This window comes from Serratia sp. Sp408 (assembly GCF_057180665.1).
On sequence record NZ_JBXUFT010000005.1, the window covers coordinates 15,703 to 42,239 of the forward strand.

25 protein-coding genes are annotated in these 26,537 nt (G+C 56.9%); 6 read left to right on the plus strand and 19 right to left on the minus strand.

Going from position 1 to position 26,537, the window contains the following annotated elements; genetic code table 11:
• Nucleotides 1–121: 121 nt before the first annotated feature.
• The 5 genes from csrA to pncC form a co-directional block, all read right to left on the minus strand.
• Nucleotides 122–307 carry a carbon storage regulator CsrA gene (csrA, locus tag AC2AXP_RS15545; RefSeq protein WP_004091602.1) on the minus strand — a complete coding sequence of 62 codons (186 nt, stop codon included), beginning with the start codon at nt 305–307 and terminating at the stop codon, nt 122–124.
• 252 nt (nt 308–559) lie between these two features.
• Entirely contained in the window at nt 560–3,187 is a 2,628-nt protein-coding gene (alaS, locus tag AC2AXP_RS15550; RefSeq protein WP_484381796.1) for an alanine--tRNA ligase, read from the minus strand.
• 134 nt (nt 3,188–3,321) lie between these two features.
• Nucleotides 3,322–3,855, minus strand: coding sequence for a recombination regulator RecX (gene recX, locus AC2AXP_RS15555; protein ID WP_004955186.1), 534 nt, complete (start codon nt 3,853–3,855; stop codon nt 3,322–3,324).
• Nucleotides 3,856–3,912: 57 nt separating this feature from the next.
• Entirely contained in the window at nt 3,913–4,974 is a 1,062-nt protein-coding gene (gene recA, locus AC2AXP_RS15560; RefSeq protein WP_004955189.1) for a recombinase RecA, read from the minus strand.
• 111 nt (nt 4,975–5,085) lie between these two features.
• Nucleotides 5,086–5,574: a nicotinamide-nucleotide amidase gene (gene pncC, locus AC2AXP_RS15565; RefSeq protein ID WP_273870987.1), complete on the minus strand. Its 489-nt coding sequence runs from the start codon at nt 5,572–5,574 to the stop codon at nt 5,086–5,088.
• A 229-nt stretch (nt 5,575–5,803) separates the two neighbouring features.
• Here pncC and AC2AXP_RS15570 point away from each other — a divergent pair, with 229 nt between their 5' ends.
• Nucleotides 5,804–7,219, plus strand: a complete 1,416-nt coding sequence (locus AC2AXP_RS15570) for an MFS transporter (RefSeq protein ID WP_039991125.1) — start codon at nt 5,804–5,806, stop codon at nt 7,217–7,219.
• A 41-nt stretch (nt 7,220–7,260) separates the two neighbouring features.
• Here the strand turns inward: AC2AXP_RS15570 and mltB are convergent, their stop codons facing one another.
• Nucleotides 7,261–8,352, minus strand: a complete 1,092-nt coding sequence (gene mltB, locus AC2AXP_RS15575) for a lytic murein transglycosylase B (RefSeq protein ID WP_039991126.1) — start codon at nt 8,350–8,352, stop codon at nt 7,261–7,263.
• Nucleotides 8,353–8,661: 309 nt separating this feature from the next.
• Here mltB and mutS point away from each other — a divergent pair, with 309 nt between their 5' ends.
• Nucleotides 8,662–11,214, plus strand: a complete 2,553-nt coding sequence (mutS, locus tag AC2AXP_RS15580) for a DNA mismatch repair protein MutS (RefSeq protein WP_484381797.1) — start codon at nt 8,662–8,664, stop codon at nt 11,212–11,214.
• A 69-nt stretch (nt 11,215–11,283) separates the two neighbouring features.
• Here the strand turns inward: mutS and rpoS are convergent, their stop codons facing one another.
• The 8 genes from rpoS to ftsB all read right to left on the minus strand — a co-directional run bounded on the left by rpoS (nt 11,284) and on the right by ftsB (nt 17,560).
• Nucleotides 11,284–12,282: an RNA polymerase sigma factor RpoS gene (gene rpoS / locus AC2AXP_RS15585; RefSeq protein WP_119426090.1), complete on the minus strand. Its 999-nt coding sequence runs from the start codon at nt 12,280–12,282 to the stop codon at nt 11,284–11,286.
• Between the two features lie 54 nt (nt 12,283–12,336).
• Entirely contained in the window at nt 12,337–13,320 is a 984-nt protein-coding gene (gene nlpD / locus AC2AXP_RS15590) for a murein hydrolase activator NlpD (RefSeq protein ID WP_039992414.1), read from the minus strand.
• A 316-nt stretch (nt 13,321–13,636) separates the two neighbouring features.
• On the minus strand, nt 13,637–14,263 hold the full coding sequence (locus AC2AXP_RS15595) for a protein-L-isoaspartate(D-aspartate) O-methyltransferase (RefSeq protein WP_004955209.1): 627 nt from the start codon (nt 14,261–14,263) through the stop codon (nt 13,637–13,639).
• Complete coding sequence (gene surE / locus AC2AXP_RS15600) at nt 14,263–15,018, minus strand: 5'/3'-nucleotidase SurE (protein ID WP_004955211.1); 756 nt, start codon at nt 15,016–15,018, stop codon at nt 14,263–14,265. Before surE ends, AC2AXP_RS15595 begins: the two co-directional genes overlap by 1 nt.
• Nucleotides 14,999–16,045 (minus strand): tRNA pseudouridine(13) synthase TruD, encoded by a 1,047-nt coding sequence (truD, locus tag AC2AXP_RS15605; RefSeq protein WP_198773302.1) that lies wholly within the window; start codon nt 16,043–16,045, stop codon nt 14,999–15,001. Before truD ends, surE begins: the two co-directional genes overlap by 20 nt.
• Before the next feature lie 4 nt (nt 16,046–16,049).
• Nucleotides 16,050–16,523, minus strand: coding sequence for a 2-C-methyl-D-erythritol 2,4-cyclodiphosphate synthase (gene ispF / locus AC2AXP_RS15610; protein ID WP_004955219.1), 474 nt, complete (start codon nt 16,521–16,523; stop codon nt 16,050–16,052).
• Complete coding sequence (gene ispD, locus AC2AXP_RS15615) at nt 16,523–17,239, minus strand: 2-C-methyl-D-erythritol 4-phosphate cytidylyltransferase (RefSeq protein WP_004955222.1); 717 nt, start codon at nt 17,237–17,239, stop codon at nt 16,523–16,525. The genes ispF and ispD overlap by 1 nt, the downstream gene beginning before the upstream one ends.
• Before the next feature lie 3 nt (nt 17,240–17,242).
• Complete coding sequence (gene ftsB / locus AC2AXP_RS15620; RefSeq protein WP_039991128.1) at nt 17,243–17,560, minus strand: cell division protein FtsB; 318 nt, start codon at nt 17,558–17,560, stop codon at nt 17,243–17,245.
• Nucleotides 17,561–17,964: 404 nt separating this feature from the next.
• On the opposite strand from ftsB, the gene AC2AXP_RS15625 reads away from it, so the two are divergent.
• The 3 genes from AC2AXP_RS15625 (at nt 17,965) to AC2AXP_RS15635 (ending at nt 20,337) form a co-directional block, all read left to right on the plus strand.
• On the plus strand, nt 17,965–18,735 hold the full coding sequence (locus AC2AXP_RS15625; RefSeq protein ID WP_004955228.1) for a basic amino acid ABC transporter substrate-binding protein: 771 nt from the start codon (nt 17,965–17,967) through the stop codon (nt 18,733–18,735).
• 176 nt (nt 18,736–18,911) lie between these two features.
• The gene (locus tag AC2AXP_RS15630) at nt 18,912–19,631 is read left to right on the plus strand and encodes an amino acid ABC transporter permease (RefSeq protein WP_050763140.1); all 720 of its coding nucleotides are present in this window, start codon (nt 18,912–18,914) and stop codon (nt 19,629–19,631) included.
• A complete protein-coding gene (locus AC2AXP_RS15635; protein WP_004955232.1) occupies nt 19,615–20,337 on the plus strand; it encodes an amino acid ABC transporter ATP-binding protein in 723 nt (240 codons plus the stop codon). The genes AC2AXP_RS15630 and AC2AXP_RS15635 overlap by 17 nt, the downstream gene beginning before the upstream one ends.
• 51 nt (nt 20,338–20,388) lie before the next feature.
• On the opposite strand, the gene AC2AXP_RS15640 is transcribed toward AC2AXP_RS15635, so the two are convergent.
• From AC2AXP_RS15640 to cysG, 5 genes are all read right to left on the minus strand, one after another.
• Nucleotides 20,389–20,706, minus strand: coding sequence for a DUF3561 family protein (locus tag AC2AXP_RS15640; protein WP_004955234.1), 318 nt, complete (start codon nt 20,704–20,706; stop codon nt 20,389–20,391).
• A 94-nt stretch (nt 20,707–20,800) separates the two neighbouring features.
• A complete protein-coding gene (gene cysC / locus AC2AXP_RS15645) occupies nt 20,801–21,493 on the minus strand; it encodes an adenylyl-sulfate kinase (RefSeq protein WP_081445052.1) in 693 nt (230 codons plus the stop codon).
• Nucleotides 21,432–22,859 (minus strand): sulfate adenylyltransferase subunit CysN, encoded by a 1,428-nt coding sequence (gene cysN / locus AC2AXP_RS15650; RefSeq protein WP_004955240.1) that lies wholly within the window; start codon nt 22,857–22,859, stop codon nt 21,432–21,434. Before cysN ends, cysC begins: the two co-directional genes overlap by 62 nt.
• A gap of 11 nt (nt 22,860–22,870) precedes the next feature.
• Complete coding sequence (cysD, locus tag AC2AXP_RS15655; protein ID WP_004955243.1) at nt 22,871–23,779, minus strand: sulfate adenylyltransferase subunit CysD; 909 nt, start codon at nt 23,777–23,779, stop codon at nt 22,871–22,873.
• 9 nt (nt 23,780–23,788) lie between these two features.
• On the minus strand, nt 23,789–25,207 hold the full coding sequence (cysG, locus tag AC2AXP_RS15660) for a siroheme synthase CysG (RefSeq protein ID WP_484381798.1): 1,419 nt from the start codon (nt 25,205–25,207) through the stop codon (nt 23,789–23,791).
• Nucleotides 25,208–25,436: 229 nt separating this feature from the next.
• On the opposite strand from cysG, the gene AC2AXP_RS15665 reads away from it, so the two are divergent.
• The gene (locus AC2AXP_RS15665) at nt 25,437–26,513 is read left to right on the plus strand and encodes an aminopeptidase (RefSeq protein ID WP_004955249.1); all 1,077 of its coding nucleotides are present in this window, start codon (nt 25,437–25,439) and stop codon (nt 26,511–26,513) included.
• The last annotated feature ends 24 nt before the right edge of the window (nt 26,514–26,537 follow it).

Here is a 26,537-nt window from a genome sequence, read left to right on the forward strand (position 1 = left end):
TTCCACAACATAACGGAGAGGTAAGAAGAGAGAAATTATTGGTAGGAATGCACTAAAGCGGGGATAAGGCGCAAAAAAAGGCAGAAGCGTCTCGCTACGCAACGAGACGCTGCTTTCGAAATCAGTAAGTCGTCTGTTGAGACTTCTCTGCCTGGATACGTTGATAGATTTCTTCGCGGTGTACAGACACCTCTTTCGGAGCATTCACACCAATACGAACCTGGTTGCCTTTTACCCCTAGCACTGTAACCGTGACCTCATCGCCAATCATGAGGGTTTCACCAACTCGACGAGTCAGAATTAACATTCTTTGCTCCTTGAAAGATTAAAAGAGTCGGGTCTCTCAGTTTCCCCGTCATTATCCATCATATGTGGTGAAAAGGTAAGCCATAGAACCCACAATAAGTGTAAGTAGACTTGGTATCACCGCAGATAACGATAAGTTTAGCCGACCTGAGAAACTTTGTTCCCGTAATTGTAACTGCATTGTTTAAGCACAGTATAAAAACGCCATAATCAACAAAGAGTTATGGCGTTCAGATGTGCTATTTATTTATATTCACAGCTTGGAAGCCACCCAGGCTTCGACGCTGTCTAATGCCGCCGGCAGAGCGTTGACATCGCTTCCCCCTGCCTGCGCCATATCAGGACGGCCACCGCCTTTGCCGCCAACCTGCTGTGCCACGTTGCCAATCAATTCGCCGGCTTTTACCCGGTCGGTCAGGTCCTTGGTTACACCGGCAATCAGGCTGACTTTGCCCTCAGCGGTGGTAGCCAGAACGATAATTGCCGAACCCAGCTGATTCTTGAGATCGTCAACCATGGTACGCAGCATCTTCGGCTCAACGTTATCCAACTGGCTCACCAGCAGTTTCACGCCGTTGACCTGCTTCGCCTTGCTGGACAGTGAGGCACTCTCCAACGCCGCCTGCTGGTCTTTGAGCTGTTGCAGCTCCTTTTCCAGCGTGCGGGTACGATCGAGTACCGCGCGCACTTTCTCTGACAGATTATTGCCGTCACCTTTTACCAGATGAGCAACCTCTTGCAACAGGTCGCTCTGCTGATGCAGCGTGGCAACCGCGCCTTCGCCGGTGACCGCTTCAATACGACGGATCCCCGCAGCGGTGCCGGATTCGCTCTGGATACGGAACAGACCGATATCACCGGTACGGCTGGCGTGTGTGCCGCCGCACAGTTCGGTCGAGAAGTCGCCCATGGTCAGTACGCGCACATGGTCATCGTACTTCTCACCGAACAGCGCCATCGCGCCCTTCTCTTTGGCATCATCCAGCGCCATCACTTCAGTCTGGACCGGCAGATTGCGACGAATCTGTTGGTTGACCAAATCTTCTACCGCACGGATTTGTTCCGGCTTCATCGCTTCAAAATGCGAAAAGTCGAAACGCAGATATTTATCGTTAACCAGCGAGCCTTTTTGAGCCACGTGCTCACCCAATACCTGACGCAGAGCAGCATGCAGCAAATGGGTCGCCGAGTGGTTCAGACGAATGCGATTACGACGAACCTGGTCAATCAGCGCGTCGACGCTGTCGCCGACTTTCAGCACGCCCTGCGCCAATTTGCCCTGATGGCCGATAGCCTGACCGTATTTCTGCGTATCGCCAACCACGAACTCAGCAGCGGCGGACTTCAGGATGCCTTTATCGCCGACCTGACCACCGGACTCACCGTAGAACGGTGTGGCGTCCAACACGACTACCGCCTCTTCGCCGGCATGGATCTCGTCCACCGGTTGGCCGTCACGGAACAGGGCGGTGATTTTCGCCTGCTGCTGGTCATGATCATAACCACAGAATTCACTGGCTCCGTCAACGCGGATCAAGCTGTTGTAATCGGCGCCAAAACCGCTGGATTCACGCGCACGACGGCGCTGGGCTTCCATCGCCGCCTCAAAGCCAGCCTCATCCACTTTCAGGCCGCGCTCGCGACAGACGTCGGCGGTCAAATCAACCGGGAAGCCGTAGGTGTCGTACAGGCGGAAAGCGGTTTCGCCATCCAGCGTGTCACCCTGCAGCTTGGCCAACTCTTCATCCAGCAGCGCCAGACCACGCTCCAGCGTGCGGGCAAACTGCTCTTCTTCGGTTTTCAGTACTTGCTCGACCATCGCCTGCTGGCTCTTCAGCTCATCGGCCGCAGGGCCCATAACGCCAATCAGCGGTGCAACCAATTTGTAGAAGAAGGTGTCTTTGGCGCCCAGCATATTGCCGTGACGCACCGCACGACGAATGATACGACGCAGCACATAGCCGCGGTTTTCATTCGACGGGATAACGCCATCAGAGATCAGGAAGGCACAGGAACGAATGTGGTCGGCAATAACACGCAGCGATTTGTTATCCAGATCGGTTGCGCCAGTGACCTTGGCCACCGCTTCGATCAGGGTACGGAACAGATCGATTTCATAGTTGGAGTTCACATGCTGCAACACCGCGGCGATACGCTCAAGCCCCATGCCGGTGTCCACCGACGGCTTGGGCAATGGCAGCATGGTGCCGTCGGATTGACGGTTAAACTGCATGAACACGATGTTCCAGATTTCGATGTAACGGTCGCCGTCTTCTTCCGCGCTGCCCGGAGGGCCGCCCCAGATGTGATCACCGTGATCGTAGAAGATTTCTGTGCACGGGCCGCAAGGGCCGGTGTCGCCCATCTGCCAGAAGTTGTCAGAGGCAAATGGTGCGCCCTTATTGTCGCCAATACGGATAATACGCTCTGCGGGGATACCGATTTCGTTCTGCCAGATATTGAAGGCTTCATCATCGGTTTCGTAGACGGTCACCCACAGCTTTTCTTTTGGCAGATTGAACCAGTTTTCACCGGTCAGCAGTTCCCATGCATAGGCGATGGCATCGTTTTTGAAGTAATCGCCAAAGCTGAAGTTGCCCAGCATTTCAAAGAAGGTGTGGTGACGAGCGGTATAGCCGACGTTTTCCAGATCGTTATGCTTACCACCGGCACGCACGCAGCGTTGCGAGGTCGTCGCACGGGAGTAGGCGCGTTTGTCCAGCCCCAGGAAAACATCTTTGAATTGGTTCATGCCGGCATTGGTAAACAGCAATGTCGGATCATTGTTAGGTACCAGGGAGCTGCTTGCGACAACCTGGTGACCTTTACTATGAAAGAAATCGAGAAACGCTTGACGGATCTCAGCGGTGCTCTTGCTCATATTTTTCCCGGAAAGGCTAGAATAACGATACGTGAGCAAAGGGGCGCGTCATCCTGACGATGGTCCCCCGCTCACGAACAAAAAGTGGGGATAAGATAAATTTTCTTCACAGGGAAGTAAAACCCCGTGTGCGTTCATTGCGCAAATTCACGGTAAATTGACTGAATTTCTTCCTGAAAGAAGCCTCGATAGAGCAGATAACGCTGTACTTTAGCCTTGTCTTTCCATTCTTTCGGCAACGGCTCGCCAAATTTGCGCAGCGCAACCTCTCTGGCATGGGCGCACCAGTCAATCTCGCACTCGGCCAACGCCGTTTGCACCGTGTCCTTGTCGACGCCTTTTTGCATCAGTTCCGAACGAATGCGCTGCGCGCCATAGCCTTTACGGCTGCGGCTGCCGATGTAGCTGACGGCAAAACGCGGGTCGTCCAGCCAATTATGCTGATAACAATAGGCAATGACCTGTTCGACAACGGTAGGATCTATCGGTTCAACGGGCGTGGCGGTGGGAGGTTTTGTGGCCATTCTGCCACGGGCAGCAAACGGCTGCGCCGCAAGTTTGCGGCGCAGTTCGGCTTCACTGTGGTCGCGTTGCGATAACAAACGCATCGCGCGACTTAGCAGGTCATTAAAGGTGTTCCCAGCAGGCTGAGGAACGGCATCATTCATAGCATCACAGCCTTGATAAAGGCGCGCGCTCAAACGGCGCATCGCCTTCAGTGAGGGTTAAAACTCTTCGCTGGTTTCCGCTTCGTCATCAACGCCTTCGTTGGTGGCCATTGCCGACTCGTTGCTGCTGTGCAACAGCAGGTCACGCAGCTTCTTGTCCAGCTCGGCAGCAACCGCCGGGTTTTCCTTCAGGAAGTTACAGGCGTTGGCCTTGCCTTGCCCGATTTTCTCGCCGTTGTAGCTATACCATGCGCCGGCTTTTTCGATCATCTTGTGCTTGACGCCCAGATCGACCAGTTCACCGCGGCTGTTGATGCCTTCACCGTACATGATTTGGAATTCAGCCTGTTTGAATGGTGCAGCGATCTTGTTCTTCACCACTTTAACGCGGGTTTCGCTGCCCACCACTTCGTCGCCTTCCTTGATGGCGCCGATACGGCGAATATCCAGGCGAACGGAAGCATAGAATTTCAACGCGTTACCACCGGTAGTGGTTTCTGGGTTACCGAACATCACACCGATTTTCATACGGATCTGGTTAATAAAGATCAGCAGCGTATTGGCGTTCTTCAGGTTGCCGGCCAGCTTGCGCATCGCCTGGCTCATCATGCGCGCCGCCAGACCCATGTGGGAATCGCCGATCTCGCCTTCGATTTCTGCTTTTGGTGTCAACGCCGCGACGGAGTCGACGATGATCACGTCAACGGCACCGGAGCGGGTCAGCGCGTCACAGATTTCCAACGCCTGCTCACCGGTATCCGGTTGCGAACACAACAGGTTGTCGATATCCACGCCCAGCTTCTTGGCGTAGATCGGATCCAGCGCGTGTTCGGCGTCGATAAAGGCACAGGTTTTGCCTTCGCGCTGCGCGGCGGCGATGACTTGCAGCGTCAGCGTGGTTTTACCGGAAGATTCCGGCCCGTAGATCTCGACGATACGCCCCATCGGCAAGCCGCCGGCGCCCAGCGCGATATCAAGTGACAGTGAGCCGGTAGAGATCGTTTCCACGTCCATGGAGCGGTCTTCACCCAGACGCATGATGGAGCCTTTGCCGAATTGTTTTTCAATCTGGCCCAGTGCCGCAGCTAACGCCTTTTGCTTGTTCTCATCAATAGCCATCTTTGCTCCTCGTTACGCAATGTCGGTGTTACCCCACACTGCCACTGAATGTATGTTGTGCAGGAAATGTCACTAATTATACTGTATGGTCATACAGTATCAAGCCTAATTTTACAAAAATTCGTCAAGCGCGGTTTGCAGTGCAAAAAGCGTCGCCTGCCGCCTGACGGTGTCGCGGTCGCCGGCAAACCGCATTTTACGTGCCATCACACGGCCGGAACGTTCGGCAAAGCCGAACCATACCGTCCCCACCGGCTTTTCAGCGCTGCCGCCGTCCGGCCCGGCAATGCCGCTGACCGAAAGCGCCAGGTCGGCGCCGGCGGCATGCAATGCGCCCTGCGCCATTTCACGCACCACTTCTTCGCTCACTGCGCCATACGCCTGCAAGGTGGCTTCCGCCACGCCGAGCATCTGGTGCTTGGCCGTATTACTGTAAGTGACAAAACCGCGATCGAAATAGGCCGAACTGCCGGCAATGTCGGTAATCGCTTTGGCGATACCGCCGCCGGTGCAGGATTCCGCACAGGTGATCCAGCGCCCGCCGGCCTTGAGTTTATCGCCAACCGCCATGCTGAGTTTACGCAGCGTATCTTCGCTCATAACGCCTCCTTCAGGAACCAGGGTATATGCGCCCGATAGTAGCATTTATCAAGGCATCGCGCGGAGCGGTCGCCAACATTGCGCAGCGCGGCGCAAGACGGCGAGGTTTTAAGCATCCAGGCAAACTGCTAGTATCAAAAAGAGCGCCCAGCTTGCCGGGCTACAGGGAAAATCCACAGGGACGCCGGTTACCGGCCAATATCCGCCATGACTGAAGTAGGATGATCGTGTGAAAAAAACGTTAGGCGTATTCTTTCCGCTGTATACCACCACTCTGCTAATGTTGCTGGGCTCAGGCCTGCTCACCACCTATGTCTCGTTGCGCCTGACCTCAATCAACGTCACCGGCGGTACGATCGGCGCGATTATTGCCGCCAACTATATCGGCCTGGTGATCGGCGGCAAGGTCGGGCATTTTCTGATTGCGCGCGTCGGCCATATCCGCGCCTATGTGTCCTGCGCTGGCATTATCACCGCCGCGGTACTGGGGCACGGCCTGACGGAATATATCCCGGTGTGGGTGGTGTTGCGACTGATCATCGGCCTGTGCATGATGTGCCAATACATGGTGCTGGAAAGCTGGCTTAACGATCAGGCGGAATCCAGCCAGCGCGGCGTGGTATTTGGCGTGTATATGGTGGCCACCTATCTTGGCATGTCGCTGGGTCAGGTAGTACTGATGCTGCAAAGCGGGCTGGGCATCACCACGCTGCTGCTGATTGCGCTATGCTTCGCGCTGTGCCTGGTGCCGATAGCGCTTACCACCCGCACCAATGCGCGTCACATGTCTCCGGCGCCGCTTGAGCTACGCTACTTTATCGGCGCCATTCCCAAAGTGCTGGCCACCACGCTGGTGATTGGCATGGTAGTCGGTTCATTCTATGGGCTGGCACCGGTGTACGCCAGCCAGCAGGCGCTGTCCACACAGCAGACCGGGTTGTTCATGGCTCTGGCGATTTTCGCCGGCCTGGTGGCACAATTCCCGCTCAGTTGGCTCTCGGATCGCTACAACCGTACGCTGCTGATGCGCGTCAACGCCATTCTGCTGACCGTGGCGGCGCTGCCGCTGGCGCTGCTGCCACACATTGATTTTCACCTGCTGCTGGCGGTCGGTTTTATCGTCAGCATGCTGCAGTTCACGCTGTACCCGCTGGCCGTCGCGTTGGCCAATGACCTGATCGAGCCAGAGCGACGCGTGTCGCTGGCGGCCTGCCTGCTGATGGCATTTGGCGTTGGTGCCAGCGTTGGTCCGCTGGCGGTCGGGGTGCTGATCCAGCCGCTCGGCGGCAATATCCTGTATGTATTCTTCGCCCTGTGCGGCGTACTGATCGTCGGCTTCAGCCGCACGGTAAAAGAAGACGAGTCGCAATTTGTCGACGATGCGCCCCTGCCACATATCGCCATGCCCGACAGCCTGGTCAGTTCCCCGCTTTCACCGGCGCTGAACCCGACCTTCGATGAGCAGATGATTCAGGAGACCATGCCGCCACCGGAGGCCGCCCCCGATCCGCTCGAGCAAGACAACGCGACCGGCGACGCGTCGCCAGAGCCAGAGTCGCAGCCAGTAGAAAGCGAGCCTGCGTCACCGCAGGGGGCCGATCCTGATGACGATACCGGTTTGAAGAAAGCCTATACCATGCTGTAAAAAAAGGGCCGGATTCGGCCCTTGTGCTTTATCGATCAAAATCAGAAGACGTTGCCGCGCCGCGCTCGGCTCACTGCCTCGCCCAACTGCCACACCGCCATGGCATAATGGGTGCTGTGGTTGTAGCGGGTAATGGTGTAGAAGTTCGGTAGGCCAAACCAGTATTGGTATTCGCTGCCCATATCCAGGCGCAGCAGGCTCACCTGCTGATCGTGACCCAGCGCGCCCTGCGGCGTCAGCCCCGCCGCCTGCAACGCCCCCACGGTATAGCGGGTTTTGAAGCCGTTCTCCATCAGCGGTGCTTGCCCGCTGGCGGGGATCGCCACCGGCGCGTCACGCTGCCAGCCATGAGCACGGAAATAGTTGGCCACGCTGCCGATGGCGTCTTCCGGATCCCACAGATTGATGTGGCCATCACCATTGAAGTCAACGGCATAATCCTTGAATGAGGTTGGCATAAACTGGCCATACCCCATTGCGCCGGCATAAGAGCCGCGCAGATCCAACGGATCGCGGCCTTCCTTGCGCGCCATCAGCAGAAAGGTTTCCAGCTCGCCGGTGAAGTAGGTGGCACGGCGAGGATAGTCAAACGACAGGGTGGCCAACGCGTCGATAATGCGCGTTTTGCCCATGACGCGACCCCAGCGGGTTTCCACGCCGATAATGCCGACGATAATTTCCGGGGGTACGCCGTAAACCTGATGCGCACGCGCCAATGCATCCGCATACTGATTCCAGAAGGCAACGCCGTTAGGAATATTATCCGGAGTGATAAATTTATTGCGATAACGCAGCCAGGCACCGTTCGGGCCGGATGGCGGTCTACCGGTCGGCGTCGGTGCCTGACGATCCATCAAACGGATCACCCAGTCCAGCCGCCGGGTTTGCGCCAGCACGCTGTGCAACTGTTGCCGATCGAAGCCGTGTTCGTTGACCATCTTGTCGACGAAACGTTGCGCTGCCGGATTATTGGCATAATCACCGGTTAATATCAGCGGGTTGGCATGCTCGGCGTCCAACAGAAAACCGCCTTGAACCGCATGAGGCTGCTGGGGAGCGGTCGTGGTTTCCGGCTCGCTGCTACAGGCAGAAAGCAAAAGTGCCAGAGGAAGAAAGCTTGCAAGGTGTCGCATCAGATATCCATCAGCCAGGCTACAAAGTTAAACGCTATGGTAAATCATAGTCTGGCGTGAACAAACTGGAATATCAGGCGAAATTACCCGTTCTAACGGCAACATGAGCGATGTGCAACTGCGAACAGTTTCGCAGAGCTGTTTAAAACCGCATCATGGTTTGCAGATACGTTTGAAACCGCGGTATCACCTGTTAACATCTTCCCCCAGACTAAGCAGCCGGCGTTTCACCTTTTAGCAGGACGCTTTCAATAATATGGCAAGCATCATGCTCGCGACGCATAACCAGAACATAACGCAGTGAATATTATGGAAAACAAAGAATACGTTGACCACACCCCCATGATGCAGCAGTACCTGCGCCTCAAGGCCCAGCATCCTGAAATTCTGCTGTTCTATCGCATGGGCGACTTTTATGAGCTGTTCTATGACGACGCCAAACGCGCCTCACAGCTGCTGGATATATCACTGACCAAACGCGGCGCCTCGGCGGGCGAACCCATCCCGATGGCCGGGGTACCGCATCATGCGGTGGAAAACTATCTGGCCAAGCTGGTGCAACTGGGTGAATCCGTCGCCATTTGCGAACAGATTGGCGATCCTGCCACCAGCAAAGGCCCGGTGGAACGCAAAGTGGTGCGCATCGTCACCCCCGGCACCGTCAGCGATGAAGCCCTGTTGCAAGAACGCCAGGATAACCTGCTGGCCGCCATCTGGCAGGATGCACGCGGCTTTGGCTACGCCACGCTGGACATCAGCTCCGGCCGCTTCCGCGTCACCGAACCGGAAGACCAGGAAGCCATGGCTGCCGAACTGCAGCGCACCAACCCGGCCGAACTGCTCTACCCCGAAAGCTTCGAACAGATGTCGCTGATCGCACAGCGCCATGGTCTGCGCCGCCGGCCGCTGTGGGAGTTCGAACTGGAAACCGCGCGGCAGCAGCTCAACCTGCAGTTCGGCACGCGCGATCTCACCGGCTTTGGCGTCGAGCAGTCGCAACAGGCGCTACGCGCCGCTGGTTGTCTGCTGCAATATGTAAAGGATACCCAGCGCACCTCGTTGCCGCATATCCGCGGCATCACCATGGAACGCCAGCAGGACGGCATCATTATGGATGCCGCCACCCGCCGCAATCTGGAAATTACCCAGAGCCTGTCCGGCGGCAGTGACAATACGCTGGCCGCCATTCTGGATTGCACCGTGACGCCCATGGGCAGCCGCATGCTGAAACGCTGGCTGCATATGCCAACCCGCGACGTCAACGTGCTGAACCATCGCCAGCAGGCCATTGGCGCATTGCAGGAGATCGGTAGCGACGTACAGCCGTCGCTGCGTCAGGTCGGCGATCTGGAGCGTATCCTGGCGCGCCTGGCGTTGCGTACCGCTCGGCCGCGCGATCTGGCACGCATGCGTCATGCGTTCCAGCAATTACCGGATATTCGCGACATGCTGCAAGATATCGCTACGCCGCATGTGCAAAAACTGCTGGCGCAGATCGGTCAGTTTGACGATTTGCAGCACCTGCTGGAACGTGCCGTAGTGGAAGCGCCGCCGGTACTGGTACGTGACGGCGGCGTGATCGCGCCTGGCTACAACGCCGAACTGGATGAATGGCGCGCGCTGGCCGACGGTGCCAGTGATTATCTCGATCGCCTGGAAATCCGCGAGCGTGAAAAGCTGGGACTGGATACGCTGAAGGTCGGTTTCAATGGCGTGCACGGCTATTACATCCAGGTCAGTCGCGGCCAAAGTCACCTGGTGCCGATTCACTATGTGCGTCGCCAAACGCTGAAAAACGCCGAACGCTATATCATTCCGGAGTTGAAAGAGTACGAAGACAAGGTTCTGACCTCCAAGGGCAAGGCGCTGGCGATTGAAAAAGCGCTGTATGACGAACTGTTCGATTTGCTGTTGCCGCACCTGCCGGCATTGCAGCAAAGTGCCAGCGCGCTGGCGGAACTGGACGTGCTGACCAATCTGGCCGAACGCGCCGAAACGTTGAACTATACCTGCCCGACCATGAGCGAACAGCCCGGCATCCGCATCGTTGAAGGTCGTCACCCGGTGGTGGAACAGGTGTTGAGCGAACCGTTCATTGCCAACCCGCTTTCCCTGTCACCACAACGGCGCATGTTGATCATTACCGGGCCGAACATGGGCGGTAAAAGTACTTATATGCGGCAAACGGCGCTGATAGTGCTACTGGCGCACATCGGCAGTTACGTGCCGGCAACCAAAGCGACCATCGGGCCGGTGGACCGCATCTTTACCCGCGTTGGCGCCGCCGATGACCTGGCTTCCGGCCGCTCCACCTTTATGGTGGAAATGACCGAAACCGCCAATATCCTGCATAACGCCACCGAAAACAGCCTGGTATTGATGGACGAAATCGGCCGTGGTACCTCCACCTATGACGGCCTGTCGCTGGCGTGGGCCTGTGCCGAGAACCTGGCCAACCGTATCAAGGCGATGACGCTGTTTGCCACCCATTACTTTGAGTTGACCACCCTGCCGGAGAAAATGGCAGGCGTGGTCAACGTGCACCTGGATGCGCTGGAGCATAGCGATACTATCGCCTTTATGCACAGCGTGCAGGAAGGGGCTGCCAGCAAGAGCTACGGGCTGGCGGTGGCGGCGTTGGCCGGCGTGCCGCGTGACGTGATCAAGCGTGCGCGCCAGAAGCTTCGCGAACTGGAAGCGCTGTCTAACCACAGCGCAGCCGGTACGGTAGACGCTACGCAGATGACCTTGCTGACCGAGGAACCCTCGCCGGCGGTTGAAGCGCTGGAGGGGCTGGATCCCGATGCGTTGACGCCGCGCGAAGCGCTGGACTGGATCTATCGCTTGAAGAAGATGATGTAACCGGGGGCAAACGCGGATAAAAAAACGGTGAGCCTGAGCTCACCGTTTTTTATTTAATGCAGTAATGTGTTATTCGCGGAACAGCGCCTCAATACTCAGGCCCTGCATTTGCAGAATCTCACGCAGACGACGTAAACCTTCCACCTGAATCTGACGAACACGCTCACGTGTCAGACCAATCTCGCGGCCAACGTCTTCCAACGTAGCGGCTTCATAGCCCAGCAGGCCGAAACGACGCGCCAGCACTTCACGCTGTTTGGCGTTCAGTTCGAACAGCCATTTCACGATGCTTTGCTTCATGTCATCGTCTTGCGTGGTGTCTTCAGGCCCGTTGTCTTTCTCGTCGGCCAAAATGTCCAGCAGCGCTTTTTCCGAGTCACCGCCCAATGGCGTATCAACAGAAGTGATACGTTCATTCAGGCGCAGCATGCGGCTAACGTCATCAACCGGCTTGTCGAGTTGCTCGGCAATCTCTTCGGCGCTTGGCTCGTGATCCAGTTTATGAGAAAGCTCGCGCGCGGTGCGCAGATAGACATTCAGTTCTTTAACGATGTGAATCGGCAGACGAATGGTACGGGTTTGGTTCATGATCGCCCGTTCAATGGTCTGACGGATCCACCAGGTGGCATAGGTAGAGAAACGGAAGCCGCGTTCTGGGTCGAACTTTTCCACTGCGCGGATCAAGCCGAGGTTACCTTCCTCAATCAGATCCAGCAGCGCCAGGCCGCGATTGCTGTAGCGACGGGCAATTTTCACCACCAGTCGCAGGTTACTTTCAATCATACGACGGCGGGATGGCACATCACCGCGCAATGCCCGCCGTGCGAAGTAAACTTCTTCCTCTGCGGTCAGCAGAGGCGAATAACCAATTTCGCCCAGATAGAGCTGTGTCGCATCCAGAACACGTTGGGTAACACCCTGAGACAACAGCTCTTCTTCAGCTAAATCATTCTCACTGGCTTCTTCCTCTGCCAGCGCTTTTTCATCAAATGATTCAGCCTCCGTTCCATTCTCGTCGAAATCCGCATCATCATGTAACTCGTTAACTTTCAGCGTATTTTGGCTCATAAGCTGCTCCTACCCGTGATACCGCGAGCAGAATACCAGCGTATTCTGCCCAATCTATCGCTGCGGAAGATAACGCAGCGGGTTTACGGATTTCCCCTTGTAACGAATTTCAAAATGCAAACGTACTGAACTGGTTCCGGTGCTTCCCATGGTTGCTATTTTTTGACCCGCCTTCACTTCTTGTTGTTCCCGGACCAGCATTGTGTCGTTATGAGCGTAGGCGCTCAGGTAATCATCATTGTGTTTGATGATGATCAGATTACCGTAACCCCGTAAGGCGTTGCCTGCGTACACTACACGGCCATCGGCGGTAGCAAAAATGGCTTGCCCACGGGAGCCTGCGATATCGACACCTTTATTCCCACCGTCTGATGAGGAAAAGTTATCAATAATCTTACCGTCGGTTGGCCATCTCCAGGTACTGACTGGCGCACTGTTGCTGACGGTGCTGCTCACCGGTGGTGTTGCAGCTGGCGCGGTAACAGGGGTTGTAGCGCTTCCTGCCACAACTGCACCTGATGCAGGCAACATCTTGCCTACATTCTGTTTACCCGAATTGTCAGAATACGCGTTAGTTGGTTGAGAATCAACCGTCGCAGTCTGGATCTGACTGCTGGATGGCGGTTTAGGAATACCGCCACTTGTAGCGTCGGTTGCCGCCACCATGCCGCCGCCGCTGGCGGCAGAACCATTACCAAGCTGAATGGTTTGGCCAACATTCAAGCCGTAGGGTTCTGGAATATTGTTACGTTGAGCCAGGTCACGGAAATCATTGCCCGTGATCCAGGCAATGTAAAACAGCGTATCCCCACGTTTTACCGTATAGGTGCTGCCACTGTAACTCCCTTTCGGGATCGCCTCATAACTGCGGTTATAGACTATGCGCCCTTGTGGGGACGCCTGCGCGCCGGCAGTCGCAGCAGCGGCATTTCCGCCTTCAACGCTGCTAATCGGCGCCGATGACGAACCGGTATTCGTACAGCCAGCCAACCACATACCTACCATCGTACACACCGCAACCCGGCGTAAAGTCATTATTGGGCTTCCCGTGCTCATGCTTCCCCCGTCACAATACTCTATCCAAAATACCCTATACATCGTAGCTGAGCTTTAAGGCTTTTCTCAGTTTCTATGAAGCAAGGCGCCTCGGCCGATGTCTGAACGCCAGACCCTCTTCCGCCAGAGGCATAAAAGCAGCGTCGCCAATGTAGCCACATCAGCGCTACCACACCATAAGATAACCACTCAGAAAGGCAATTGTATTGAAAATTGGTCTTATTGGAACGCTAAATACCACTTATGAAGCGATGAAAGTGCAACAGTTTTTGCGTTTTGCCGATAAATCAGCCAAACGCTATGCCAGTTCGCCTTTGACCAACGGAACAAAGCGCACCGCCTCAACCGCGTCAATGGCAAATTCATTACCGTGGCGCTGAATGCGTTTAAGGATTTGCGACTGTTCCCCGACCGGCAGCACCATGATGCCGCCGTCGTCCAACTGTGCCATCAACGCCGATGGAATTTCCGGCGGCGCGGCGGTGACGATAATCGCGTCGAACGGCCCGCGTGAAGCCCATCCCAGCCAGCCGTCGCCATGGCGGGTGGAAACATTATGCAAGTCAAGCTGCTTCAGCCGCCGTTTGGCCTGCCACTGCAGCCCCTTGATACGTTCGACCGAACAGACGTGCTGCACCAGATGCGCCAGAATCGCCGTCTGATAGCCGGAACCGGTGCCAATTTCCAACACCCGCGACGTCGGCGTCAGATTCAGCAACTCGGTCATCCGCGCCACCATATACGGTTGGGAAATCGTTTGACCCGAGCCTATCGGCAACGCGGTATTTTCATACGCCTTATGCTCAAGCGCTTCATCTACAAAACGTTCACGCGGTACCGATTCGATCGCCTGTAACAATCGCTCGTCCCGGATCCCCTGCTGACGCAGCTGCGCCAGCAATGTTTGCATCGGCTTGTTCACCATTACCCGCTAACCTCTGCTTTGGTTAACCATGTTTTTACCACGTCCTGGGCGGCATAGGCGGTCAAATCCACCTGCAACGGCGTCACCGCCACATAGCCCTGCTCTACGGCGGCGAAATCGGTCTCCGGCCCGGCATCGAATTTATCACCAGGCGGGCCGATCCAATAGAGATTCTGTCCACGCGGATCCTGCTGGCAAAACACCTTGTCCGCCGGGTGGCGGCTGCCGCAGCGCGTGACGCGAATGCCCCTGATCTGATCGAGCGGCAGATCCGGCACGTTGATATTGAGTATTTTTCCGGTGCGCAGCGGCTCGCGCTGCAAGGCGCGCAACAGACGGCAGGTGATTGCCGCCGCCGTCGCATAGTGCTGATGGCCATTGAGCGATACCGCCAATGCCGGCAAGCCCAGATGTCGACCTTCCATCGCCGCGGCTACCGTACCGGAATAAATCACGTCGTCGCCCAGATTCGGGCCGGCATTAATGCCGGAAACCACGATATCCGGCGCTGGGCGCATCAACGCATTGACGCCCAGATAGACACAGTCGGTCGGCGTACCCTGTTGCACCGCCACGTCGCCGTTGGCCAGAGTCAGGGTGCGCAACGGTGAGTCCAGCGTCAGAGCATTGGAAGAGCCGCTGCGGTTGCGATCGGGCGCCACCACCATCACGTCGGCAAATTCACGCAGCGCCGCTGCGAGCACCTGAATACCCGGCGCGCTAACGCCGTCGTCGTTACTCAGTAATATCCGCATCACTGTTATCCTGCCGCATGAGTTCGCGAACCACGCTGGTGGCAAAACTGCCCGCTGGCAGCCAGAAGCGCAATGCTACGGTAACGTCATCCCACCAGTTCCACAGCATATTTTGCGGTTGCAACAGCAGGGCCCGACGAGCGGGTTCAACGCGCTCGCGCTTTAAAAGCGTAAGCAATTCCGGCTGTTCCGCCAAGCAACGCTGTTCAAATTCCAATGCAGCGCCGGCGCTGCCCGGTGCGCCATCCCCCGGCAACGGTGCCGTCACCTGCAATTCTCCGGCGTCGAGACGCTGTTGCAGACTGTCCAGCTCGTCTGCCTGTGCCACAAACCAGCTACCGCGCCCGGTAAGTTGCAGCGCATCGCCATCCAGCACCGTTCGATGCTGTTGATTAGCCAACCGGGTCGACGCCAGCAGATTGAACAGCGCACTGCGACTGGCGGAAAGATAGAAGCTGCGCTTGTTGCGCTCTTTGACGCGAATTTCATCGTTCGCCCAGCGGCGCGCCATCAGCAGGTTGTTACCACCGCGGCCAAAACGCTGGCTGCCAAAATAATTGGGTACCCCAGCGGCGGCGATCGCCTGCAATCGTTGTTCTACCTCATTGCGATCGCTGATTTGCCGCAGCACCAGCGTAAAGGCATTCCCCTTCAGCGTACCAATGCGCAGCTTGCGGCGATGGCGAACCGCTGCCAGCACTTCGCAGCCTTCGAGTTCAAACTGCGAGAGATCGGGATCGTCCTTGCCGGGCAGGTGCAGGCAGAACCATTGCTCGGTCACCGCATGGCGGTCTTTCAGGCCGGCGTAACTAATCGCTCGACCGTGAATGCCGGCAAAGCGCGCCAGATAGTCGGCGACGAACTGGGTATTGCAGCCTTTCTTGCGAATATTGACCAGCAGATGCTCGCCCTCGCCGTCCGGCTCGAAGCCCAGATCTTCCACCACCACAAAGTCTTCGGGGTTGGCTTTCAGCAGCCCGGAGGCCTGCGGCTGGCCATGCAGCCAACTCAACGTTGCCATATCCATCGGTTTACTCCCTGACTAACAAGGCAACCGCTTCGCAGGCAATGCCTTCACCGCGGCCGGTGAAGCCCAGTTTTTCCGTGGTGGTCGCTTTAACGTTAACCTGATCCATATGGCATTGCAGATCTTCCGCCAGGAAAATGCGCATTTGCGGGATGTGCGGCGCCATTTTAGGTGCCTGGGCGATGATGGTGATATCCAGATTGCCAAGGTGATAGCCTTTGGCGCGGATACGCCGCCAGGCTTCACGTAACAGTTCACGACTGTCTGCGCCCTTGAAGGCCGGATCGGTATCCGGGAACAGCTTGCCGATATCCCCTAACGCCGCAGCGCCGAGCAACGCGTCGGTAGCAGCATGCAGCGCTACGTCGCCGTCGGAATGGGCCAGCAACCCCTGTTCGTAAGGAATGCGGACACCACCGATCACCAGCGGACCTTCGCCGCCAAATTTATGTACGTCAAAACCGTGACCGATACGCATCAGACATGCTCCTGTTGATTCTGGGTTAAATAGAACGCCGCCAGCGCCAAATCCTCCGGCCGCGTCACTTTAATATTGTCCGAACGCCCCGCCACCAATAATGGATGATAGCCACAGTGCTCCAGCGCCGAAGCTTCGTCGGTGACGTTTGCGCCGTCGTCGAGGGCGCGTTGCAAACAGCGTTTGAGCAACTCAAGCGGGAACAGCTGCGGAGTCAGCGCATGCCAAAGATCCTGGCGTTCCACCGTATGGGCAATGGCGCTGATGCCGCTTTCCGCTCGTTTCATGGTATCGCGCACCGGCGCGGCGAGGATCCCGCCGACCTGGCTGTGCGCGGTAATCGCCAGCAGGCGTTCAAGATCGTCGGCGTGCAGGCACGGCCGCGCGGCGTCATGCACCAGCACCCAATCCGCGCCTGTCGCCAGCTGCAAGCCGGCCATCACCGAATCGGCACGCTGTTTGCCGCCGAAGGTAACCCGCACGCGCACATCGGCCGCGATCGGCAAGGTAGCGAAATGGGTATCTTCCGGGCCAATCGCCACGATCACCTGTTGAATGCTCGGATGACGCAGCAAAGCGTGGATGGCGTGCTCAAGCAGGGTTTGGCCGCCGATAGTGAGATATTGCTTCGGGCAATCCGTTTGCATACGACTGCCGATACCGGCAGCCGGCAATACGGCAATCACCTGTGGAAAGGAACCTGCGGAGTGATTCATGCGTTATTTTACGTTGTTTTGCGAAGGAGTCGCCGCGCCACGTCTGGATTGGTCAGGAACCAGACGATAAAAAGTTTCGCCGGGCTTGATCATGCCCAGTTCATTACGCGCGCGTTCTTCAATCGCTTCCTGACCACCGTTCAGATCGTCGATTTCGGCGAACAGCTGATCGTTACGCGCTTTCAACTTGGCATTGTTGCCCTGCTGGGCCGCAACGTCTTCATTGACTCGCACGTAATCGTGTACACCATTTTTGCCCAGCCACAGTGAATACTGTAACCAACCGAGCAATGCCAACAATAGTAGCGTAAGTTTTCCCATCCCCGCCCCCTGAAAAACCGACCAATCATCCCACAACTTTTCGTTGGACTCCACACTGAGAGCGGCATTTCGCCGCCAGTTTCAGAATACGGATGAGAATTTATTGAGTTTATAACCTAAAACCACGCTGAAAGCGGTAAAAAAAGCCGCTTAATTGCCTTTACCGTCGCCAGCAGGTCACCGATCGTTCCCACTGACTGTTACCCACTATGCAGCCAAAACCACTGGCTGATTGCCTTCTCGCCGCAAAATACGCGCGCCATACGAAAAAAAATGAATATTTAACACCACACTGATTTACATACCAATGTAATAGTTGTGTTTTTATTCATTATTCTTTATTTTTATGCAGTAAATATGAATAAATAAATCCAATACATAACCTTTAACTTACGGGGATCACCATGTTTAAACGTCTTGTCCTGATTGGGGCCTGCCTGGCCGCCAGCCTGTCAGCCGGCAGCGCCGTGGCAGAAACCACCTACGTCGTCGGCTCGGGCGGCACCTATCGTCCGTTTGAGTTTGAAAATAGCAGCAAACAGCTGGAAGGGTTTGATATTGATATCATCAAAGCCGTGGCCAAGGCCGAAGGCTTCCAGATAAAGCTGGTCAACACGCCATGGGAAGGGATCTTCGCCACTCTCAATTCCGGCGACCGTGACATCATCATTTCCGGCATTACCATTACCGATAAACGCAAGCAGATGGTGGATTTCTCTGCGCCTTACTTCCCGGCAGAGCAGGCCATCGTGGTGCCCAAAACCTCGACGGTAGATTCTATCGCGGCGCTCAAGAGCCTGAAGGTCGGCGTAGTCAATTCCAGCACCGGTGACATCGTGGTATCTGACGTGCTGGGCAAAAACAGCACGGCGATCAAGCGCTTCGATAACACCCCGCTGATGCTGCAGGAACTGTTTGAAGACGGCATCAGCGCTGCGGTTGGTGACGTCGGCGTCGCCAAGTTTTATATCAAAACCCACCCGGAAAAACAGTTCAAGCTGGTGACCGATGCCAAGTTCCAACGCCAGTATTTCGGTATAGCGGTGGCCAAGGGCAACGTGGAATTGCGTGACCGCATCAATGCCGGACTGAAGAAAATCGTCGCCGACGGCACCTACGCCAACATCTATCGCAACTGGTTCGACAGCAACGTGCCGACGCTGCCGGCCGAATAATCGCCACCGGGCGCTCACTGCGCCAAATGCGGATACATCGACGTCGTGGGCCAAATCATCCTGGTATTGAGCACAGCTCGCCGCCAGGATGACGCCCCGCAGTCGTCTTAACATTAAATAAGGATCAAACCTTGAACTTCCGTTGGGAGATTATCCAGGAGTACGCACCGCTGTTTATGGAAGGCGCCTGGATGACCATCAAATGTACCCTGATCTGCGTGCTACTGGGCACCACCTGGGGGCTTATCCTCGGCCTCGGTCGACTGGCGCAGGCACCGCACGGCATCTGGAAACACATTTTGCACTATGGTGTGCAATGGCCGGTGCGCATCTACATCAGCGCCTTCCGCGGTACACCGCTATTCGTGCAGATTATGGTCGTGCACTTTGCCCTGGTGCCGCTGTTTATCAACCCGCGCGACGGACTGCTGGTCACCAGCGGCATCATGAGCAGTGATTTCGCCCGCGCGCTGCGCTCCGATTACGGCGCGTTTCTGTCCTGCGTGGTGGCCATTACGCTGAATGCCGGTGCCTACGTGTCGGAAATATTCCGCGCCGGCATCCAGTCAATCGATCGTGGCCAGATGGAAGCCTCCCGCTCGCTGGGCATGAGTTACGGCAAAACCATGCGCAAGGTGATCCTGCCGCAGGCATTTCGCCGCATGCTGCCGCCGCTGGGCAACAACGCCATCGCCATCGTCAAGGATTCCTCGCTGGCTTCCGCCATTGGTCTGGCCGATCTGGCCTATGCCGCACGCACCGTGTCCGGCGCCTACGCGACCTATTGGGAACCCTATCTGACGATCTCACTGGTTTATTGGGTCATCACCTTCGTGCTCTCGCTGATGGTGCAACACATGGAAAAGAGGTTCGGTAAAAGTGATTCGCGTACATAATCTGCAAAAGCAATTTGGTGAAACCCATGTGCTGCGCGGCATTTCGTGTCAGATAGCCGCGAACGAAGTGGTGTGCATCATCGGCCCGTCCGGCTCCGGCAAGAGCACCCTGCTGCGTTGCATCAACGCACTGGAAACCCTGTCCGGCGGCGAAATCGACGTCAACGGCTTCGCCATCCATCATCAGAAGACCAACCTTAATAAAATGCGTGAAAGCGTTGGCATGGTATTTCAGCGCTTCAATCTGTTCCCGCATATGACGGTGCTGGAAAACATCATCATGGCGCCGATGGACGTGCAACGGCTATCTCGTGCCGACGCGACGCTACGCGCCGAAGCCCTGCTACGCAAAGTGGGGTTGCTCGACAAGATCGACGCCTATCCCGCCAGCCTGTCCGGCGGCCAGCAGCAGCGAGTCGCCATCGCGCGGGCGCTGGCGATGGAACCGAAAATCATGCTGTTTGATGAACCGACCTCGGCACTGGATCCGGAACTGGTAGGGGAAGTGCTGGCGGTGATGAAAGCGCTGGCGCACGAAGGCATGACCATGGTGGTGGTGACACACGAAATGGCCTTTGCTCGCGAAGTGGCGGATCGGGTGCTGTTTATCGATCAGGGAATTATTCAGGAAGAAGGTACGCCGCAGCAGCTCTTTGGCAACCCGAGCAATCCGCGCACCCAGGCGTTCTTAAGCAAAGTTTTGTAACTTACCGCACGGCTTTGACATCTCTCCGGGCGCCACCCTGCGCCCGGCATTTCACCAACCGGTCAATAGACTGAACACCAACCAGAACAGGCACAGCACCGTAATGCCGGTCAGCAACAGCGTGAAGATCAGGCGCCCACGCAACAACATGCTGAAGACAATACCGATCAATACCGAAACCGGCATCAGCGCAAGGAAGAATGGCCAAGTATACAGCAGGAAAAACAAGGTATTAGAGCCATAAACCATAAACGGCACCGCAAACGCCAGCCAATAGAAGACAAAGCCGCTGACGCCGCCGAGGAAAGAATATGAGGGTTCTTCTTTTTCCGGTGTTGAATCAATCAATATAGGCGAGACATTTTGCATAATAATCCCTGGTTATTCATATCTTTCAGCCTGCTCTGCGGCGGCTTAGAGTAAAAAGCGCATGGCGTTTGAGCGCCACACGCTTCTTTCGAATTCAGGGTTTGATAATAGCCTGACCACGCAGCACGTCTAACAATTGCGCAACTAATTTTGTTACTAATTGTTCGCCTTTCAGGTGGACATCCGGCGCTTCCGGCGCCTCATAAACCGAGTCGATACCGGTGAAATTGCGCAGCTCGCCGGCACGCGCTTTCTTGTACAACCCCTTTGGATCGCGCGCTTCGCAAATCGCCAGCGGCGTGTCGACGAACACCTCGACAAATTGCCCGTCGTCCAGCAGTTCACGCACCATGCGGCGCTCGGCCCGGTGCGGCGAAATAAACGCGGTCAACACCACCAGTCCGGCATCGACCATCAGTTTCGCCACTTCGCCAACGCGGCGAATATTCTCACGCCGGTCGTCATCGGAAAACCCGAGATCGCGGCACAGCCCGTGGCGGACGTTATCGCCGTCCAGCAGATAGGTACTGACGCCGTGAGCGTGCAGCGCCTGCTCCAACGCGCCGGCAACGGTAGATTTCCCCGAGCCGGACAGCCCGGTGAACCACAGCACCACGCCACGATGACCATTGCCGGCTTCACGATCCGCACGCGTTACCGCATGCGGATGCCAGACCACGTTTTCGTCTTGCGGCTCGTTCTGCCGCAGCTCAACGTCCGTCACCTCATTTGCCCCCAAGCAGGTCGCGTGCACCCCAATGCGGGAAGTGCTTGCGCACCAGCGCATTCAGTTCCAGTTCAAACGCGCTGAACTCGCCATTGCCGGCCGGCGCCTGCTGCAGCGTTTCGCGCACCAGTCCGGCGCCGACGGTGACATTGCTTAGCCGATCGATAAAAATCAGCCCGCCGGTCACATGATTGCGCTGATAGCTATCGAGCAGCAGCGGTTCATCGAAGGTCAATTCCACCAGGCCGATGCCGTTAAGCGGCAGCGTATCCGCCTGATACTGTGCCAGCGAGTTGATTTCCACCTGATGGCGAATGCTTTCAACCCGGGCGCGGGTTTTCTTGCCGGCCACCTTGATGTCGTAACTCTGTCCCGGCAGCAACGGCTGTTCCGCCATCCACACCACGTCGACCAGCGCGCTTTGCGCCGCCTGCAGCGTTTCAGCGGCATCCACCAGCAGGTCGCCGCGGCTGATATCCACTTCGTCCTGCAACACCAGGGTAATCGCTTCGCCCGGCAGCGCTTCCTGCAGATCCCCGTCAAAGGTGACGATGCGCGCCACGCTGGTTTCCACCCCGGAAGGCAGTACCTTGATACGCTGGCCAACCCGAACCACGCCAGCAGACAGCGTACCGGCATAGCCGCGAAAATCGAGGTTCGGGCGGTTGACGTACTGCACCGGGAAGCGCAACGGTTGCGCCTGCGCCTGGTCAATCACGTCCACCGTTTCCAGCACCTCCAGCAGCGTTGGGCCACTGTACCAGGGCATGTTGACGCTCTGACTGGCCACGTTGTCGCCGTCCAGCGCCGACAGAGGCACGAATTTGATATCCAGATCGTTTGGCAGCTGCTGGGCGAAGGTCAGGTAATCCTGCTTGAATTGCTCAAACGCCGTTTCGCTGTACTCCACTAGATCCATTTTGTTCACCGCCACCACCAGGTGACGAATGCCCAGCAGCGTGGCGATAAAGCTGTGGCGGCGCGTCTGATCCAGCACGCCTTTACGTGCGTCGATCAGCAGGATCGCCAGATCGCAGGTAGATGCGCCGGTCGCCATATTGCGGGTGTACTGCTCATGCCCCGGCGTATCAGCGATGATAAATTTGCGCTTTTCGGTAGAGAAATAGCGGTATGCCACGTCGATGGTAATGCCCTGCTCGCGTTCTGCCTGCAATCCATCTACCAGCAGCGCCAGATCGAGTTTTTCACCCTGCGTGCCAAGACGCTTGCTGTCGGTATGCAGCGTCGACAACTGATCTTCGTAGATCTGGCGGGTATCGTGCAACAGGCGGCCGATCAGCGTGCTCTTGCCGTCATCGACACTGCCGCAGGTCAGAAAGCGCAGCAGGCTCTTGTGCTGTTGCGCATGCAAATAGGCTTCTACGCCGCCCTGTTCAGCGATTTGTTGTGCAATTACGTTGTTCATCCGGCGGCTCCTCAGAAATACCCTTGACGCTTTTTCAGCTCCATCGAACCGGACTGATCGCGGTCGATCATGCGGCCCTGACGCTCACTGGTGGTAGAGACCAGCATCTCTTCGATGATCTCGGGCAGCGTCTGCGCCTCGGACTCCACCGCACCGGTCAACGGCCAGCAGCCCAGGGTGCGGAAACGCACCATACGCTGGCTGATCACTTCGCCCGGCTGCAGATCGATACGATCGTCATCCACCATCAGCAGCATGCCGTCGCGCTCCAGCACCGGACGCGGTTTCGCCAGATACAGCGGCACGATGTCGATCTTCTCCAGGAAGATGTATTGCCAGATGTCCAGTTCGGTCCAGTTCGACAGCGGGAAGACGCGAATACTCTCGCCTTTGTTGATCTGCCCGTTGTAGTTGTGCCACAGCTCCGGCCGCTGGTTTTTCGGATCCCAGCGGTGGAAGCGATCGCGGAACGAATAAATACGCTCTTTGGCACGTGATTTCTCTTCATCACGACGCGCACCGCCGAAAGCGGCGTCAAAGCCGTATTTGTTCAGTGCCTGTTTCAGGCCTTCGGTTTTCATAATGTCGGTGTGTTTGGCGCTGCCGTGCACGAACGGATTGATGCCCATCGCCACCCCTTCCGGGTTTTTATGCACCAACAGCTCGAAACCGTACTCTTTGGCGGTGCGATCGCGAAACTGGTACATTTCGCGGAACTTCCAGCCGGTATCGACGTGCAGCAGCGGGAACGGCAGGGTACCCGGATAAAATGCCTTGCGCGCCAGGTGCAGCATCACCGAGGAATCTTTGCCGATCGAGTACAGCATCACCGGGTTGCCAAATTCTGCGGCGACTTCACGGATGATATGGATACTCTCCGCCTCCAATTGCCGCAAGTGAGTGAGTCGTTTTTCGTCCATAACAGATCCTTAAGCCAGATTCACAACGGGGGAAACCGTCTGAGATTGTTGCCCAAACCAGGCGATTTGATGGTGCAGTTGCACCACCTCGCCGATCACCAGCAAAGCCGGCAGCGGCGCCCGTTGGGCCAGTTGTTCAAGTTGTTGCAGCGTGCCGGTCAGCACCTGTTGGTCGGCACGCGTACCGCGGCTGATCACCGCCACCGGGGTATCGGCCGCACGGCCGTGCGCCATCAGGCGCTGGCTGATATCCGCCGCCTTCATCGTGCCCATGTAGATCGCCAGCGTTTGCCGCACCCGAGCCAGATCGGCCCAGTCCAACCCGTCGCCGTCGGCACGGGCATGGCCGGTAATAAAGGTGACGCTTTGCGCATGATCGCGATGCGTCAGCGGAATGCCGGCATAAGCGGTGGCACCAGCCGCCGCCGTCACGCCGGGCACCACCTGAAACGGTATACCCGCCGCCGCCGCCACCTGCAGCTCTTCGCCGCCGCGGCCGAAGATGAACGGGTCGCCGCCCTTCAGGCGCACCACGCGTTTCCCTTGCTGCGCCAGTTCCACCAGCAGGCGGTTGGTTTCTTCCTGAATCACCGAATGCGCGCCGGCACGCTTGCCAACGCAAATACGATCCGCGTCACGGCGCACCAGATCGAGGATCTCATCACTGACCAGATGGTCATACAGCACCACATCCGCCTGTTGCATCACCTGCAGCCCGCGCAGCGTCAGTAGGCCAACGTCGCCCGGCCCGGCGCCGACCTGGGCTATTTCGCCCTGTGCACCTTCGTTGCCGGCGGCAAACGCCGCCAAATCCTGCGCCAGCTGTTGTTCGGCCTGCGCTTGCTGACCGTTAGCCACCAGCGTGGCAAAACGGCCGTTGAGAGCCTTTTCCCAAAAGCGTCGACGCGCGCCGATCGCTCCCAGCGTCTGTTTCACCCGTTGGCGAAAACCACCGGCCAGTTGCGCCATCGGCCCCAGGCTGGCTGGCAATAGCGCCTCGAGTTTTTCCCGCAGCATGCGTGCCAGTACCGGTGCCTGCCCGCTGGACGACACCGCCACCACCAGCGGTGAACGATCGATGATCGACGGAAAGATGAACGAACAGCGCGGCTGATCGTCCACCACGTTGGCCAACACCCGGCGCGCATCCGCCTCGGCATACACCGTGGCGTTCAGCGCGCTATCGTTGGTTGCCGCAATCACCAGAAACACATCATCCAGCTGTTCGGGAGCAAAAGCCTGCCCCAGCCAGTGAATGCGCCCTTCCTGACGACGTTGTTCGAGTTCGGGTGAGAGCGACTGCGCAACTATCCGTATTTCAGCCCCGGCGCGCGCAAGCAGTTCCACCTTGCGTGCAGCGACTTCACCGCCGCCAACGACCAGCACCGGGCGTTGTTTCAGATCGGCAAATATTGGTAGATAGTCCACAACAGCCTTTTCATATAACAGAAAGATAGGGAGACTATACGGGCTACGATTTCGCCTCTGAAATGACGAAAAGGAATGAGTAGTGCGATAATGGAATAAGGCCACCGCAACGCGCGCGCCAGCGCAAATTTAAGAGCGCAGGAAATTGAGTAATTCGCCCTGGCGTTTCATACTGGCAACCACAAAAAATACTCGGCATCGCCGATAGCAAAACAGAAGGACTTTCGGAATGTTTTCCCGTTTTTGCCTGCAAACCAGCCTGCTGGCCATGGCATTTTGCAGCGTTTTCAGCGTTTCGGCCGCAACACAGCACGCCAAGGATGCCCCACTGGGCAGATACGCTGCCGAGCAGATTCGCCATATCGCCACCTATTTCCCGGGTCGCATGGCCGGTAGCCCGGCGGAACTGCTCACGGCAGATTACCTCAAACAGCAGTTTGCCAAGATGGGCTATCAGAGCAACATCCGCAATTTCAACACCCGTTTTCTCTATGTGAATAAAAATGCCAGCGAAAACTGGCATAACGTTGCGGTTAACTCGGTGATTGCGGCAAAGAATGGCGAGCAGCAGAAACAGATCATCATCATGGCGCATTTTGATACCTATATGCCGCGCAGCGATGACGAAGTGGATAACAATCTGGGTGGCCTGACCCTGCAAGGGGTGGACGACAATGCCTCCGGCGTTGGCGTAATGCTGGAACTGGCGCAGCGGTTAAAGGATATTCCGACTGGCTACACCCTGCGGTTCCTCGCCACCAGCGGCGAAGAACTGGGCTCGCTCGGCGCCAAAAACTATCTGGAACGCATGAGCCCGGAAGAGCGTGCCAACACCGTACTGGTGATTAATCTCGATAGCCTGATCACCGGTGACAGGCTCTATTTCCACGCCGGTCGCCAGACGCCGCCACAGATGGCGAAGAAAAGCCGCGATCGCGCGCTGGACATTGCCCACCGCTACGGCATCGCCGCCGCCATCAATCCGGGCAGTAAAAAATACCCGAAAGGCACCGGTTGCTGTTCCGATCAGGAAATATTTGATAACGCCGGTATCCCGGTGCTGGCCGTGGAAGCCACCAACTGGTCACTGGGCGATAAGGACGGTTATCAGCAGCGCGCCATCAGCCCGCACTTTCCGCAGGGCACCAGTTGGCATCAGTCACAGTACGACAACCTGAACTACCTGGAGCGTTACCTGCCTGGGCGCATCGACAAACGCAGCCGCGACAGCGTGCAGATCCTGCTGCCGCTGATCAAAGAGCTGGCGCAGGCGCACCCGGATCCGCACGCGCAGAAGACAAAATAGCCAAAGGCCGCAAATGCGGCCTTT